We start from the raw sequence: 14,197 nt of genomic DNA on the forward strand, positions 1-14,197 counted from the left end.
CCGAGGAGCATGATGCCCACTTCCGACCGCCCGCTTCGCGTAATCCAATGGACCACCGGCAACATCGGGCAACGTTCGCTGCACGCCATCATCGGCCGTCCCGATATGGAGCTGGTCGGTGTCTACGCCCATGGCAAGGACAAGGTCGGGGTGGATGCCGCGGAGCTGGCCGGCTGGCCGGAGGCGACGGGGGTCACTGCCACCAATGACATCGACGCCCTGATCGCGCTGAAGCCGGACGCGTGCTGTTACAACCCGCTGTGGCCCAGCATCGATGAGTTGGTCGCGCTGCTCGAGGCCGGGGTGAACGTGTGCTCGACCGCGGCCTGGATCACCGGTGGCAAGCAGAGCGCGCAAGACCGCAAGCGCATCGAGGACGCCTGCCGGGCCGGGAACTCCACCATGTTCGGCAGCGGCGCGCACCCCGGGCTGACCAACATGGTCGGCATGGTGCTGTCCGGGGCGTGCGAGCGTGTCGACGAGATTCGCATCACCGAGTCAGTGGACTGCTCGACGTATGAGTCGGCGGCCACCATGGCGGCGATGGGCTTCGCCCAAGACCCCGATACCCCCGGGTTGGCTGAAAGCGTCCGCCGGGAAAGCGAGGTCTTTGCCGAGTCCGCGGCGATGATGGCCGATGCGATCGGCGCCCAGCTGGACCGCATCACCTTCGACGTGCAGTTCACTGCCGCGACCGGCGATAGCGACCTGGGTTTCATGAAGATCCCGGCCGGCACGGTGGGCAGTGTGTTCGGCTATCACCGTGGCTGGGTGGGGACGCGCAACGTGGTCAGTGTTGGGTTCAACTGGATCATGGGCGACCAGGTCACCCCACCCAAGCCGGTGGCACACGGCCATGTGATCCAGGTGTTCGGGCTGCCCAACATGCGCACCGTCATCAACTGCCTGCCGCCGACGGACTGGAGTGAGCCGAACTTCAACGGTCTGGGCTCCATTTACACGGCGATGCCGGTGACCAACGCGGTGCCGGCGGTGGTCGCGGCCGAACCGGGAATCGTCACGCTGGCCGAGCTGCCGCCGATCACGGGCCGCACCGGCGGTTAGCTGGCTGTAGGTCGAGTCAAGAGGGTGTGCGGCCGTAGTGGGTCGTCGACCCTGGGTGGGGGCGTTGCGTTGTCGCGGTCGGTTGGTGCTGCTGGATGAGGGACGGGTGCCTGGCGCCCACGCTGATGTATGCAACCTCTGGTCGATGGCGACGACCCGCTGCGCCCGACTCCGTCGCGCTGGCGATCGTCGCTAGCCCGATGGCGACGACCCGCTGCGCCCGACTCCGTCGCGCTGGCGATCGTCGCTAGCCCTCTAACGCCGTTAGCATCCGCTGCGGGTTGCGGCAGCTGACCAGCCAGTACGGCGTCGGGTCGTCGGGGTCATCCAGGACGACCAAGATCATGGGTCCCACCCAGCCGCGATGGACGACGTATGCCGCCGGATCGAGTTGACGGCCCAGCGCTGCAGACTTGGCCGACCGCGGGACCTCGGCGCAGCGTGCGATCGCCGTTGCGGGCAGGTGCGCGTCACCGGCCCACAGCTGGGTTTCCCCGCCGCTGTCGATGACTTGTACCTTGATGCGTCCCAGCCACAACAGGGCGCCGACGGTGATCGCGAAGAACACTGCGAACGGCAGCCAGCCGGGCAGAGTGCGCAGGCCCAAGCGGACTTCGTAGGCCATCAGGCCGTTGCCCAAGAACCCCAGTGGCCACCACCACCACGGCACCCACAGCTGTTCGCTGTAGCGCACTGTTTGCGATGCCCGATGGTTCAGGCGCGATCCCGACATCCGGCTAAGAGTAGTCTTGCGCCTCGTGTCACCCAGTCTTGCGGTTGTTCGCCTGGATCCGGATCTTCCACTGCCGAGCCGTGCTCACGCCGGTGATGCTGGCGTCGACCTCTACAGCGCGATCGATGTCGAGTTGGGTCCCGGTCAACGTGCCCTGGTACCCACCGGAATCGCGGTGGCAATTCCCTTCGGCATGGTAGGTCTCATTCACCCCCGCTCGGGTTTGGCTGCGCGGGTGGGTCTTTCGATCGTCAACAGTCCCGGCACCGTCGACGCGGGCTATCGTGGTGAGATAAAGGTCTCGTTGATCAATCTGGACCCGGCGACGCCGATCGAGATCCACCGCGGCGACCGGATAGCCCAGCTGCTGGTGCAGCGGGTCGAGCTTCCGGAGCTGATCGAGGTGACCTCGTTCGACGAGGCCGGGCTGGAACCGACGACCCGTGGTTCCGGTGGACACGGGTCCTCCGGTGGGCACGCGAGCCTGTGATGGCTTGCGACGAAGAAGCGATGAAGATGGGCGGCTGTGATGGCATTCGGTAGGGGTAAAGGCAAGGGCGAGGCGGACGAGCCGACCAGCGCCGGGCCGGAAGCCTCCGGAGCAGCGGATGAGTTCGTATCCGATTCGGAGGAGCTGGAGGGCCCCTTCGACATCGAAGATTTCGACGACCCCGCAGCGGCGACGACGGCCCGACTCGACCTGGGTTCGGTGCTGGTGCCGATGCCCGCGGGTGCTCAGGTCCAGGTCGAACTGAGCGAGGCGGGTGTCCCCAGTGCGGTGTGGCTGGTGACGCCCAACGGCCGGTTCAACATCGCCGCCTATGCGGCGCCCAAGTCGCCGGGTCTGTGGCGTGAGGTGGCCGGTGAGCTGGCCGAGGCGCTGCGCAGGGACAACGCGATGGTCAGCATCGTCGATGGGCCGTGGGGCCGGGAGGTGCTCGGTTCGGCGACCGGCGCAGTGCGGTTCATCGGTGTCGACGGCTACCGCTGGATGGTGCGCTGCGTGATCAATGGCCGACCCGAGACCATGGACGTGCTCGCCCAGCAGGCGCGAGAGGCGCTGGCGGACACGGTCGTCCGGCGCGGAGACACTCCGCTGCCGGTGCGCACCCCGTTGCCGGTGCGGCTGCCCGAGCCGATGGCCGAGCAGTTGCGCGCTGCCGCGGCGCAGCAGGCCGCGGCGCAGCAGGCCGCTGCTGAGCAGGCCGCCGCGTTCGGCGGAGGCGGCGATGTACCGCCCGCGCCGGCGGCTCGCCGCAGCGTGGAGGGATCCGCGATGCAGCAGTTGCGCACTATCACCGGCGGTTGACGCAGGAGAGGTGAGGCTGGACCGCCGCTTGAGCAGCGCCAGTTAGCCCGCAGCGATCGTCAACGCGGTCACGCAGGCGGTGCCCAAGGCGGTCGGGTCGGCGCCGATCTGGTCCAGCGTGACGGTGCACAGCGCCGCGCGCGGGGCGGTGGCGGCCCATTCGGTGGCCGTCTGCAAAGGATGAACCGCGTCATCGACCGCCGCGGTCACGCCCATGGGCACGGTCAGAGTCGCCAGGTCGGCATGCGTTGGCGCGACATAGGCCGCAGCCTCTTCCAGAGCGTCGGGCAGCTGCGGCCACTGCGCGGTCCACGAGCGGGTCAACTCGTCGCCGAGCCAGGCCGGGCTCGATGCCCGCATCTGAGCCACCACTGCCGCCAGGCCGTCGTTGCGCAACTGCCCGGCGCTGTAGCGCGCGGCATGGGCCGCCGGGGCGTCATCGGGGGAGCCAGTCCAGGCGGGCAGCGCGGCCAGCACCCCGAGCACTCGCTCGGGATGGCGCAGTGCCCACGCGGTGGCCACCGCCGCGCCGATTGAGACCCCGCCGGAGAGGATTGGGCCGGACCGGGTGGCCGCTGCATCGAGCGCCTCCAGATAGCCCTCGATGAGACAGCCGGGCTGCGGGCGATGAGTGACCAATTCGGCACCGACCTGCTGCAACGGAGCGCAGAACGCCCGGCGGATGTAGTCGTCGTCGGAGCCGGTCCCCGGCAGCAGGACGGCCGTCACGCCGCGCAGAAACATGCCACCTCGTGATCGTGTTGGGTGTTGTCAGCCACCCCGCGGGCAGGGCATGTGGCATTAGGTATTCAACAGGTCTACCGTAGCGTGCGCATACGATTGAGGGAGAGGGCAATGGCTGCTCCGAAAGGGTACCTGCGCCGGCTGACTCGGCGATTGACGGAAGATCCCGAGCTGCGTGACGTCGAAGAGTTGTCCGATGAGGCGCTCAACACCGGCGCGCAGCGCGCGATCGACTGCCAACGCGGCCAAGAGGTCACCATGGTCGGGGTACTGCGCAGCGTCGAGGCCAACGCCAAGGGCTGCGTGGGCGGCGTCCGCGCCGAGCTGTTCGATGGCACCGACACGGTGACGCTGGTATGGCTGGGGCAGCGACGCATCCCCGGCATCGACTCCGGCCGCACCCTGCGCGTGCACGGCCGGCTGGGCAAACTCGAAAGCGGTTGCAAGGCCATCTACAACCCCCACTACGAAATCCAGCAGTGATCGCGCCTCCCTTCGGGTCGGTGCAGCGATGAGCGAGGAATACAGCGCCGAGGGCGCCCAGGGGCCGCAGCGGCTCCTGGAGCAGATCGGCGGGTTGGCCGGGGTGATCTACTCCTCGTTGCCGATTGTGGTGTTCGTGCCGGCTTCCAATCTCTTCGGACTGCGCGTCGCGGTCTTATCGGCGTTGGGCGTGGCTGCGGCGGTGCTGGTGTGGCGCCTGATCCGCAAGCAGTCCAGTCAACCGGCCATCTCCGGCTTCTTCGGGGTTGCCGTCTGCGCCCTGATCGCCTATCTGATGGGTGACTCCAAGGGTTATTTCCTGCTCGGAATCTGGACGTCGCTGGTGTGGGCGGTGGTGTTCGCCGCATCGATGGTGATCCGCCGTCCGGTGGTCGGCTACATCTGGTCATGGGCCAGCGGCCAGCCCCAGACCTGGCGTGAGCTGCGGTCGACCGTCTACGCCTACGATCTCGCGACGCTGACCTGGGCGCTGGTGTTCGGCTCCCGCTTCGTGGTCCAGCGGATGCTGTACAACGCCGATCAGACCGGCTGGCTGGGCGTGACGCGCATCGCCATGGGTTGGCCGCTGACCGCGGTGGCAGCGGTGGTCACCTACCTGGCGGTCAAATACGTGCAGCGCGCGTTGGATGAGCGGCCCACCGCGGGCGAGACCGAGCCCGAACCGCGCTCAGTGGGCCGGTAGCAGCAGCGCGCGCAGTTCGGTCTCGATGCCGCTGGATGCGACGAACAGCAGCTCGTCGCCGCCCTCGAGGGGTTCGTCGTCCTGCGGCACGATCACCCGTGTCCCGCGCAGGATCGTCACCAGCGCGGCGTCACGGGGCAGTGTCAGCTTGCGCACCGGCTTGCCGCCCCACGGGGTGTCGTCGGGCAGCGTGATCTCCAGCAGGTTGGCTTGCCCCTTGCGGAACTCCATGAGCCGCACCAGGTCTCCGACCGCGACGGCCTCCTCGACCAGCGAGGCCAGCATGCGCGGCGTGGACACTGCGACGTCCACGCCCCAGGCGTCGGTGAACAGCCACTCGTTCCGGGGATCGTTGACCCGGGCCACCACCCGCGGTACCGCGAATTCGGTCTTGGCGAGCAACGACAGCACCACGTTGGCTTTGTCGTCGCCGGTCGCGGCGATCACCACATCGAAGGACTCCAGGTGCACCGACTCCAGCAGACTCAGCTCGCAGGCGTCGCCGAGATGCCACTGCGCGTCGGCGATGTCCTCGGTGTCGACATGATCGGGGTTGCGCTCGATCAATGTCACCTGATGATCGCTGTCGAGCAGCTCGCGCGCAATCGAACGTCCGACCGCGCCGGCGCCGGCTACCGCTACCTTCATGGGCGCCGCTCCTCAACCCTGGCTCCGCGGGCTCCGCCAGCGTCTTCGTCGACGGCGGTCTTCATTTGTCCAGGTCTTCGCTCGGCGGCAACGCGGCGATCGCGATCGCTTCGGCGACCCGGCCGGACACCGCGACGATGTACACCTGGTCGCTGGCCTGAATCACCGTCTTGGGCTCGGGCAGGATGCCGGTCCCGAATCGGATCAAGAAGGCCACCCGGGCGTTGGTGGCGGCCTCCAGGTCGGTGACGGGGCGACCGATCCAGTCCTCGTGCAGGACGATCTCGGCGACGGCGACGGTGCCGGTGGGGTCACGCCACTTGGTGGTCTCGCTTTCCCGGGTCAGCGCGTCGAGTAGCCGATCGGTGGTCCACGGCACGGTAGCGATGGTCGGGATGCCCAGGCGCTCGTAGACCGCGGCCCGCTTGGCGTCATAGATACGGGCGACCACTCGCGAGACGCCGAACGTCTCCCGGGCCAGCCGCGCCGCGATGATGTTGGAGTTATCGCCGGAGGACACCGCGGCGAACGCGGCCGCTTCCTCGATGCCCGCCCGCAGCAGTACATCGCGGTCGAAGCCCATACCGAGCACTCGTTCGCCGTTGAACTCCGGGCTGAGCCGGTTGAACGCGGTGCTGTCTCGGTCGATGATGGCGACCTCGTGGCCGATCCGGGACAGTCCGTCGGCGAGCGAGGCTCCCACCCGGCCGCAACCCATCACAACTACCCGCACGTGCTGTGTCCTTTCAGGTCCTCTGGGCCGACTTTCGGCTGGTTATCGACTGCAGTAGTGCCTGTATTCGGTGAACGCTACCGCCAGTGCCTGCCTGGCTTACCCTTGGCTCTCGTGTCGAAGATTTCCACCGCTGCGCGGCGCCTGGTTCTAGGCCGGCCCTTTCGCAGCGATCGGCTAAGCCACACGCTGCTGCCCAAGCGCATCGCCCTGCCGGTATTCGCGTCCGATGCGCTGTCCTCGGTGGCCTACGGACCCGAAGAAGTCTTTCTGGTGTTGTCGGTGGCGGGTCTGGCGGCCTATCGGATGACGCTGTGGGTAGGCCTGGCTGTCGCCTTCGTGTTCATCACCGTGGTGGCCTCTTACCGCCAGAATGTGCACGCCTATCCTTCCGGCGGCGGCGACTACGAGGTGGTCACCACCAATCTGGGTGCAACCGCGGGCCTGACCGTGGCCAGCGCGTTGATGGTGGATTACGTTCTGACGGTTGCGGTCTCGATCTCATCGGGGATCGCCAACATCGGCTCGGCGATACCGTTCATCGCCGATCACAAGGTGGCGTTCGCAGTCGGGACTGTGATCGTGGTGGCGGCAGCGAATCTGCGGGGCATCCGAGAATCGGGTACCGCGTTCGCCATTCCGACATATGCGTTCATGATCGGGGTCTTCGCCATGCTGGGGTGGGGGCTGTTCCAGATCTTTGTGATGGGCAACCCATTGCAAGCCGAGTCGGCCGAGTTCAAAATCCACTCCACCCAGGGCGAGATGGTCGGGGTGGCCCTGGTGTTCCTGGTGGCGAAATCGTTCTCGTCGGGATGTGCCGCTCTGACCGGGGTGGAGGCGATCAGCAACGGTGTGCCGGCCTTCCGCAAACCGAAGTCGCGCAACGCGGCCAACACGCTGCTGATGCTGGGTGTGATCGCGGTGACACTGATGATGGGCATCATCGTGCTGGCCCGCCAGACCGGGGTGAAGATCGCTGCGCGCCCGCATGAACAGCTCATCGGGGCGCCGGCGGACTACGACCAGAAGACCTTGCTGGCTCAGCTGGCCGAGACGGTGTTCCGGGGCTTTCCGCCCGGCCTGTGGATCATCGCCGGAGTGACGGCGCTAATCCTGGCGCTGGCCGCCAACACCGCGTTCAACGGTTTCCCGGTGCTGGGTTCGATCCTGGCGCAGGACCGCTACCTGCCGCGCCAGCTGCACACCCGCGGCGACCGGCTGGCGTTCTCCAACGGCATCGTGTTCCTCGCCCTGGTGGCCATCGCCTTCATCGTGGCGTTCGGGGCAGAGGTGACCGCGCTGATCCAGCTCTACATCGTCGGAGTGTTCGTCTCCTTCACGCTCAGTCAGATCGGTATGGTGCGGCACTGGAATCGGTTGCTGCGTAACGAAATCGACCGTGCGGCCCGGGTCAAGATGATGCGTTCCCGGGTGGTCAACACCATCGGATTCGTGGCTACCGGGGTGGTGTTGATCGTGGTGATCGCCACCAAGTTTGTGGCCGGCGCCTGGATTGCGATCGTCGCGATGTCGGTGCTGTTCCTTGTGATGAAGATGATCCGCCGGCACTACGACACCGTGAGTCAGGAGTTGGCCGAGCAGTCGGCTGCGCTGGACGACCAGGCGGTGCTGCCCAGCCGCAACCACGCCCTGGTCCTGGTGTCCAAGCTGCATCTGCCGACCCGTCGCGCGCTGGCCTACGCGAGGGCGACGCGCCCGGACGCGCTGGAGGCGATCACGGTCAACGTCGATGACACCGAAACCCGCGCCCTGGTGCGCGAATGGGAAGATAGCGAGATCACCGTCCCGCTCAAGGTGATTGCATCGCCGTACCGTGAGGTCACCCGACCGGTGCTCGATTACGTCAAACGCATCAGTAAGGAGTCGCCGCGCACCGTGGTGACTGTTTACATCCCCGAATACGTGGTGGGCCACTGGTGGGAGCAGCTGCTCCACAACCAAAGCGCGCTGCGACTCAAGACCCGGCTGTTGTTCATGCCGCAGGTCATGGTTACCTCGGTGCCCTGGCAGCTGAACTCCTCGGAGCGGCGCAAAGTCTTGGAGCCGCATCACGCGCCCGGCGACACCCGGAGAGGCTTCTTAGAGTGATCGACCAGGAATTGGTCTTGACGACCGGGGCACCGGCGAACGGCGGCAGCTGTGTGGCGCGCCACGACGGTCGGGTCGTTTTCGTGCGCTATGCGCTGCCCGGTGAGCAGGTGCGGGTGCGGATCACCGCCGAGCGGGGCTCGTATTGGCACGGTGAATGTGTTGAGGTGCTCGAACCCGCGGCCGGCCGGATCGACTCGCTGTGCCCGATCGCCGGGGCCGACGGCGCCGGCTGCTGCGACCTGGCGTTCGCCGATCCGGGCGTGGCACGCGAGCTCAAGGGTGCGGTGGTGTCCAATCAGCTGGCGAGGCTCGGCGGCCACGAGTGGGAGGGTTCTGCCGAACCGGTCGGTGACGACGGCCCGACCGGTTGGCGCACCCGGGTCCGCTTGGACGTCGGTGCCGACGGCCGGGCCGGATTCCACCGGTATCACAGTGATGAGCTGGTCACCGACCTGCAATGCGGGCAGCTGCCGGCCGGAATGATCAAGGGACTGGCCGAACAGTCCTGGCGGCCCGGCGATCACCTGCACGTGGTGGCCGACGACGACGGTGTCCGGCATGTGGTGAGCACCGGGCGCGGTCACCGTCCCCAAGTCATGGAGGGCGACTACCACGCCACCCAGTGGGTGGGCCGCCGGCGTTGGCAGATTCCGGTGACGTCGTTCTGGCAGGCGCATCGCCGGGCGGCCGCGCTCTACAGCGCGCTGGTCGGCCAGTGGGCGCAGGCCGACACCGGAATGACCGCCTGGGATCTTTACGGCGGGGCCGGGATTTTCGCCGCGGCGCTGGCCCAGACGGTGGGGGAGTCGGGCCGGGTGATCAGTGCCGACACGTCACGGGCCGCGACCGGCGCCGCGCGCGCTGCGCTGGCTGACCTACCGCAGGTATCGGTGCGCACCGATTCGGTGCGAAGGGTGTTGAGCGATGCGCCCTGTCGCGCCGACGTCGCGGTGCTGGACCCGCCGCGTGCTGGCGCCGGGCGGGAGGTGATCGAGGCGCTGGCCGCCGCCGGCGTACCGCGCATTGTGCACATCGGTTGCGAGGCAGCGTCTTTCGCTCGAGACATCGGTTTGTACCGTTCCCAGGGGTATGCCGTGGAGCAGATCCGGGTGTTCGACGCGTTCCCGCTGACCCACCACGTGGAGTGCGTCGCGCTGCTGACCCGCTGACTGCTCGCGCCAGCGTGCCTGCCGTGGTTCATCGACTCGGGCTGGAATCTGGCGTTCGGGGTGTTGCCGCCTTACTGGGCGGTCAAGGCATGCTGGGTGGCCGGCCACCACGGTGTGTGGTCGCCGTATCTACTCGGCAGGGTTGTCTACAACCTGGCAGTCGCGATACCGCTGGATCGCCGATTCATCCCCAAGAACACCCGAGGTATCGCTGGAAACCCACCTCGAAACCGACGTTCTACAGCCGACTTCTCGCACTTTTTCTGCAAAACGTCGGTCTCGGTGGAGCGAGGCGGGGCGCGCGCAGTGCGAGTCAGCCAAATACGAAGTAGCGCAACCACAGATACACTGCCGTCAGCGCGACCGAGACGGCGGTGACCACAATGCCCTTGCGGGTGAATTCCCAGAATGAGATGGGATTGTCTGCCCGGCGGGCGATTCCGAGCATCACCACGTTGGCGCTGGCTCCGACGGCGGTCAGGTTGCCACCGAAGTCAGCACCCAGTGCCAGCGCCCACCACAGCGCGTCGGGGTGCGAGTTGTTGGGCAAGGTGGTGCTCAGCTCGGCCACGATCGGCGTCATGGTTGCCACGTAGGGGATGTTGTCGATGATCCCGGACACCGGCGCGGACACCCCCAAGATGCCCATCGTGGTCAATAGTGCATTGCCGCTGGTAACCGCGGTGGCAGCTTTGGCGAGGGCGGCGATCACGCCGGTATCTACCAGGGCGCCAACCATCACGAACAGTCCGGCGAAGAACAACAGCGTTTCCCACTCGACCCCGGACAGATAATCCGAGCGCTCCAGACCGGAGGTCAGGATCAAGACCCCGGCACCGAGCAGGGCGACCACCGATGGCTCGAGATGTAGCGCCGAATGCCCGATGAATGCGGCGAACACCGCGACGAGCACCAGTCCACACTTGATCAGCAGGCCGCGATCGCGGATTGCCTCACCCTCCTCCAGTGCCATCACGTCGGCGACCCGCTCGGCGTCGACGGCGAACGACCCGGGAAATAGACGGGGCAACATGGCAATGAACGCGGCGATGACGATGGCGACGATAGGCGCCAGGTTCAGCAGGAAGGAATTGAACGTCAATCCTCCTCGGCTGGCGATGATGATGTTGGGTGGATCACCGACCAGGGTTGCGGCGCCGCCGATGTTGGATGCGAACACCTCGGCCATCAGAAACGGTGCGGCACTGATGTCGAGACGGTCACAGACCAGCAGCGTGACCGGGGCGATCAGCAGCACAGTGGTGACGTTGTCCAGCAACGCTGAGGCCACCGCGGTCACCAGCACCAGCAGGATCATGATCCGTAGCGGGGAACCCTTGGCGCGCTTGGCTGCCCAGATGGCGATGTACTCGAAAACGCCGGTCTGGCGCAGCACGCTGACAATGATCATCATGCCCAGCAGCAGGAAGATGACGTCCCAGTCGATACCGGTCGCACGGGAATAGAAGATGTCATCGGACGAAATGACCGGCAGGATGACGACTGCCGCCGCGCCGGCCAGCGCTACCACCGTCTTGTTGACCCGGTCGGCGGCGATGAACGCGTACGCGGTCAGAAACACCGCGACCGCAATGAATGCCATCAGCGGGTCAGACTCTCAGCGCCGCGGCAAGCAACCGCGACGCGGTGATGACCCCGTGCAGCTCACCGTCCTTGACGACGGCAATCAAGGGGCTGTGCAGTCGGGCCATCATGGCGGCCACTTCGATCACGGTCGCGTCGGCGTCGGCGGCCGGCACGTCTCGTAGGTGTTCGGGCAGCACGTCACGCACCGTCTTGCCGCGAAGCTTCTCGGCCGAGCGGTCCGCCACGGTCTCGCTCAGTACGCCCGCCAGCGAGGGGTCGTCCTGGACGTAGCCCGGCACGATGAAGCGCACCACCTGGGAGGCCGGCAGCACCGCGTACGGCTTGCCGGCCGCGTCGGTGACGACGATGCCGGGCAACCGATGCTCCGCCAATAACCTGGCGGCGGCCAGCGCGTCGGAGTCGATAGCCACCACCGGGAATTCTTCGGCGATCTGTTCGGCCTGCACACGACGACGATACGGTGGGTGCCCGCGGCCATGCGTAGACTGGCCCGATGCTTGAAGGGATCCGCGGCCCCGCCGATCTGCAGCACCTCACGCAGGCTCAGCTGACCGATCTGGCGGCGGAAATCCGCGAGTTCCTGATCCACAAGGTCGCCGCGACCGGCGGGCATCTGGGCCCCAACCTGGGTGTGGTGGAGCTGACGTTGGCGCTGCACCGGGTGTTCGACTCCCCGCACGACCCGATCATCTTCGACACCGGGCATCAGGCCTACGTGCACAAGATGCTGACCGGACGCAGCCGCGACTTCGACACCCTGCGCAAGAAGGGCGGGCTGTCGGGTTACCCGTCGCGCGCCGAGAGCGAGCACGACTGGGTGGAGTCCAGCCACGCCAGCTCGGCGCTGTCCTACGCCGACGGCCTGGCCAAAGCCTTCGAGCTCACCGGACACCGCAACCGGCACGTGGTGGCCGTCGTCGGTGACGGCGCCCTGACCGGCGGGATGTGCTGGGAGGCGCTCAACAACATCGCCGCAGGCAACCGCCCGGTGGTGGTCGTGGTCAATGACAACGGCCGTAGCTACGCGCCCACCATCGGTGGCTTCGCCGACCACCTGGCCGCACTGCGGCTGCAGCCCGCCTACGAGCGCCTGCTGGAGCGAGGCCGCACGGCGATCCGCGGGGTGCCGGTCGTCGGGGAACTCGGCTACCAGGTGATCCACAGCTTCAAAGCGGGGCTCAAAGATGCACTGGCGCCGCAGGCGCTCTTCACCGACCTCGGCCTGAAATACCTGGGCCCGATCGACGGTCATGACGAGGCCGCGGTGGAATCCGCGCTGCGCCGCGCACGGGGCTTCGGCGGGCCGGTGATCGTGCACGTGGTCACCCAAAAGGGCAAGGGCTACGGCCCGGCCGAGAACGACGAGGCCGAGCAGATGCACGCCTGCGGGGTGATCGACCCGCTGACGGGCAACGCCACCGAAACCGCCGGACGCGGCTGGACGGCGGTGTTCTCCGACGCGCTCATCGAGTACGGCACCAAGCGCCGTGATGTCGTCGCCATCACCGCCGCGATGCCGGGCCCCACGGGGCTCGCGCCGTTCGGACAGCGCTTTCCTGATCGGATGTTCGACGTCGGAATCGCCGAGCAACATGCGATGACGTCCGCGGCCGGCCTGGCTATGGGTGGCCTGCACCCGGTGGTGGCGGTGTATTCGACGTTCCTCAACCGTGCCTTCGACCAGCTCGTGATGGACGTCGCGCTGCACAAGCTGCCGGTGACGCTGGTGTTGGACCGGTCCGGGATCACCGGGCCCGACGGCGCCAGTCATAACGGCATGTGGGATCTGTCGGTGCTGGGGATCGTGCCCGGAATCCGGGTGGCCGCACCTCGCGACGGCATCCGGCTGCGCGAAGAGCTCGGCGAAGCGCTCGACATCCATGACGGGCCCACCGCATTGCGATTCCCCAAAGGGGATGTGGGCGAAGACATTCCCGCCATCGAGCGGCGCGCTGGGGTGGACCTGCTGGCGGTCCCGGCCGACGGGTTGCCGCAAGACGTCCTGCTGGTCGCGGTCGGCGCGTTCGCGCCCATGGCGTTGGCGGTGGCCGACCGGCTGCACAACCAGGGCATCGGGGTGACGGTCATTGACCCGCGGTGGGTGCTTCCGGTGCCGGAGGTGCTCGTCGAGATGGCCGGCGCACACAAGCTGGTGGTCACCTGCGAGGACAACGGCGTGGCCGGCGGTATCGGCTCGGCGGTCTCGGCGGCGCTGCGGCGCGCCGACATCGACGTGCCCTGCCGCGACGTGGGGCTGCCGCAGCGTTTCTACGACCACGCCTCGCGCGGGCAGCTGCTGGCCGAGGTCGGTCTGACCGCCCAGGATGTGGCCCGCCAGATCACCGGCTGGGTGGCGGCGATGGGCGCCTGCAACTGCGTCGACGAGGTGTCAGCGAGCGGCTGGACCAGTTCGCGCCCGGACGGGCGGCCAGATCATGTCGAACAACCACGCGAACACGAACGTGTAAACGAGGAAGAAGGCCAGTAGTCCGGCCTCGAGGCTCAAAGCCTGCAGCAGGGAAACCTTGAGGGTCCAGGCGACGATCGGCAACAGCAGCACCACCAGGCCACCTTCGAAGCCGATGGCGTGCACGATCCGGCGGCCCACCGTGCGGGTCGCGCAGTCCTGCCGGCGCTCCCATGCCTCGAACACGGTGGTCCAAACGTAGTTCCACACCACCGCGACTGTTGATGCTGCTACTGCCACGGCACCTGAACTGCCGCCGCCGAACCCCAGCACGGTCAGTCCGACAGTGGTCAGCGCAACGGCGACAAGCTCGTAGCTGATGACGTAGACGATGCGACGAAAGGCCGGTGACACGAGGTCCTCCCAGAAAAATCAACCATGGGAAGTCCTTGACGGTTCGCGTCCACGGTTAGCGTGACG

At 67.1% G+C, this 14,197-nt stretch carries 15 protein-coding genes and 1 pseudogene; 9 read left to right on the top strand and 7 right to left on the bottom strand.

Going from position 1 to position 14,197, the window contains the following annotated elements; all coding sequences use genetic code 11:
- The first annotated feature begins 12 nt into the window (after positions 1-12).
- Positions 13-1,065, top strand: coding sequence for a dihydrodipicolinate reductase (locus tag NM962_12415; protein UVO10837.1), 1,053 nt, complete (start codon positions 13-15; stop codon positions 1,063-1,065).
- A 247-nt stretch (positions 1,066-1,312) separates the two neighbouring features.
- Here NM962_12415 and NM962_12420 read toward each other — a convergent pair whose 3' ends face one another.
- Positions 1,313-1,798: a DUF3093 domain-containing protein gene (locus tag NM962_12420; protein UVO10838.1), complete on the bottom strand. Its 486-nt coding sequence runs from the start codon at positions 1,796-1,798 to the stop codon at positions 1,313-1,315.
- A gap of 25 nt (positions 1,799-1,823) precedes the next feature.
- Between NM962_12420 and dut the strand changes: the two genes are divergently transcribed.
- Positions 1,824-2,288, top strand: a complete 465-nt coding sequence (gene dut / locus NM962_12425; GenBank protein UVO10839.1) for a dUTP diphosphatase — start codon at positions 1,824-1,826, stop codon at positions 2,286-2,288.
- A 39-nt stretch (positions 2,289-2,327) separates the two neighbouring features.
- Positions 2,328-3,107, top strand: coding sequence for a DUF3710 domain-containing protein (locus NM962_12430; GenBank protein UVO10840.1), 780 nt, complete (start codon positions 2,328-2,330; stop codon positions 3,105-3,107).
- 42 nt (positions 3,108-3,149) lie between these two features.
- On the opposite strand, the gene NM962_12435 is transcribed toward NM962_12430, so the two are convergent.
- Positions 3,150-3,851, bottom strand: coding sequence for an alpha/beta hydrolase (locus NM962_12435; GenBank protein ID UVO10841.1), 702 nt, complete (start codon positions 3,849-3,851; stop codon positions 3,150-3,152).
- A 111-nt stretch (positions 3,852-3,962) separates the two neighbouring features.
- Here NM962_12435 and NM962_12440 point away from each other — a divergent pair, with 111 nt between their 5' ends.
- Together NM962_12440 and NM962_12445 are read left to right on the top strand one after the other, a co-directional pair.
- Complete coding sequence (locus NM962_12440) at positions 3,963-4,334, top strand: OB-fold nucleic acid binding domain-containing protein (GenBank protein ID UVO10842.1); 372 nt, start codon at positions 3,963-3,965, stop codon at positions 4,332-4,334.
- A gap of 28 nt (positions 4,335-4,362) precedes the next feature.
- Positions 4,363-5,037 carry a DUF3159 domain-containing protein gene (locus NM962_12445; GenBank protein ID UVO10843.1) on the top strand — a complete coding sequence of 225 codons (675 nt, stop codon included), beginning with the start codon at positions 4,363-4,365 and terminating at the stop codon, positions 5,035-5,037.
- On the opposite strand, the gene NM962_12450 is transcribed toward NM962_12445, so the two are convergent.
- Both NM962_12450 and NM962_12455 read right to left on the bottom strand, forming a co-directional pair.
- Complete coding sequence (locus NM962_12450) at positions 5,023-5,685, bottom strand: TrkA family potassium uptake protein (protein UVO10844.1); 663 nt, start codon at positions 5,683-5,685, stop codon at positions 5,023-5,025. The two genes, NM962_12445 and NM962_12450, sit on opposite strands and share 15 nt — an antisense overlap.
- A gap of 61 nt (positions 5,686-5,746) precedes the next feature.
- On the bottom strand, positions 5,747-6,418 hold the full coding sequence (locus NM962_12455; GenBank protein UVO10845.1) for a TrkA family potassium uptake protein: 672 nt from the start codon (positions 6,416-6,418) through the stop codon (positions 5,747-5,749).
- Positions 6,419-6,532: 114 nt separating this feature from the next.
- Between NM962_12455 and NM962_12460 the strand changes: the two genes are divergently transcribed.
- From NM962_12460 to NM962_12470, 3 genes and pseudogenes are all read left to right on the top strand, one after another.
- Entirely contained in the window at positions 6,533-8,530 is a 1,998-nt protein-coding gene (locus NM962_12460; GenBank protein UVO10846.1) for an APC family permease, read from the top strand.
- Entirely contained in the window at positions 8,527-9,702 is a 1,176-nt protein-coding gene (locus NM962_12465) for a TRAM domain-containing protein (protein ID UVO10847.1), read from the top strand. The genes NM962_12460 and NM962_12465 overlap by 4 nt, the downstream gene beginning before the upstream one ends.
- A gap of 15 nt (positions 9,703-9,717) precedes the next feature.
- Positions 9,718-9,900 (top strand): annotated as a pseudogene (locus tag NM962_12470) (ABC transporter permease).
- Positions 9,901-10,015: 115 nt separating this feature from the next.
- Here the strand turns inward: NM962_12470 and NM962_12475 are convergent.
- Both NM962_12475 and NM962_12480 read right to left on the bottom strand, forming a co-directional pair.
- Positions 10,016-11,305 carry an ArsB/NhaD family transporter gene (locus NM962_12475; GenBank protein ID UVO10848.1) on the bottom strand — a complete coding sequence of 430 codons (1,290 nt, stop codon included), beginning with the start codon at positions 11,303-11,305 and terminating at the stop codon, positions 10,016-10,018.
- Positions 11,306-11,312: 7 nt separating this feature from the next.
- Positions 11,313-11,756 carry a CBS domain-containing protein gene (locus NM962_12480; protein ID UVO10849.1) on the bottom strand — a complete coding sequence of 148 codons (444 nt, stop codon included), beginning with the start codon at positions 11,754-11,756 and terminating at the stop codon, positions 11,313-11,315.
- Between the two features lie 47 nt (positions 11,757-11,803).
- Between NM962_12480 and dxs the strand changes: the two genes are divergently transcribed.
- Positions 11,804-13,798 (top strand): 1-deoxy-D-xylulose-5-phosphate synthase, encoded by a 1,995-nt coding sequence (dxs, locus tag NM962_12485; GenBank protein ID UVO10850.1) that lies wholly within the window; start codon positions 11,804-11,806, stop codon positions 13,796-13,798.
- On the opposite strand, the gene NM962_12490 is transcribed toward dxs, so the two are convergent.
- Complete coding sequence (locus NM962_12490; protein UVO10851.1) at positions 13,700-14,131, bottom strand: PACE efflux transporter; 432 nt, start codon at positions 14,129-14,131, stop codon at positions 13,700-13,702. The two genes, dxs and NM962_12490, sit on opposite strands and share 99 nt — an antisense overlap.
- Between the last annotated feature and the right edge of the window lie 66 nt (positions 14,132-14,197).

The organism is Mycobacterium sp. SVM_VP21 (genome assembly GCA_024758765.1).
Taxonomy (GTDB): Bacteria; Actinomycetota; Actinomycetes; order Mycobacteriales; family Mycobacteriaceae; genus Mycobacterium; species Mycobacterium heraklionense_C.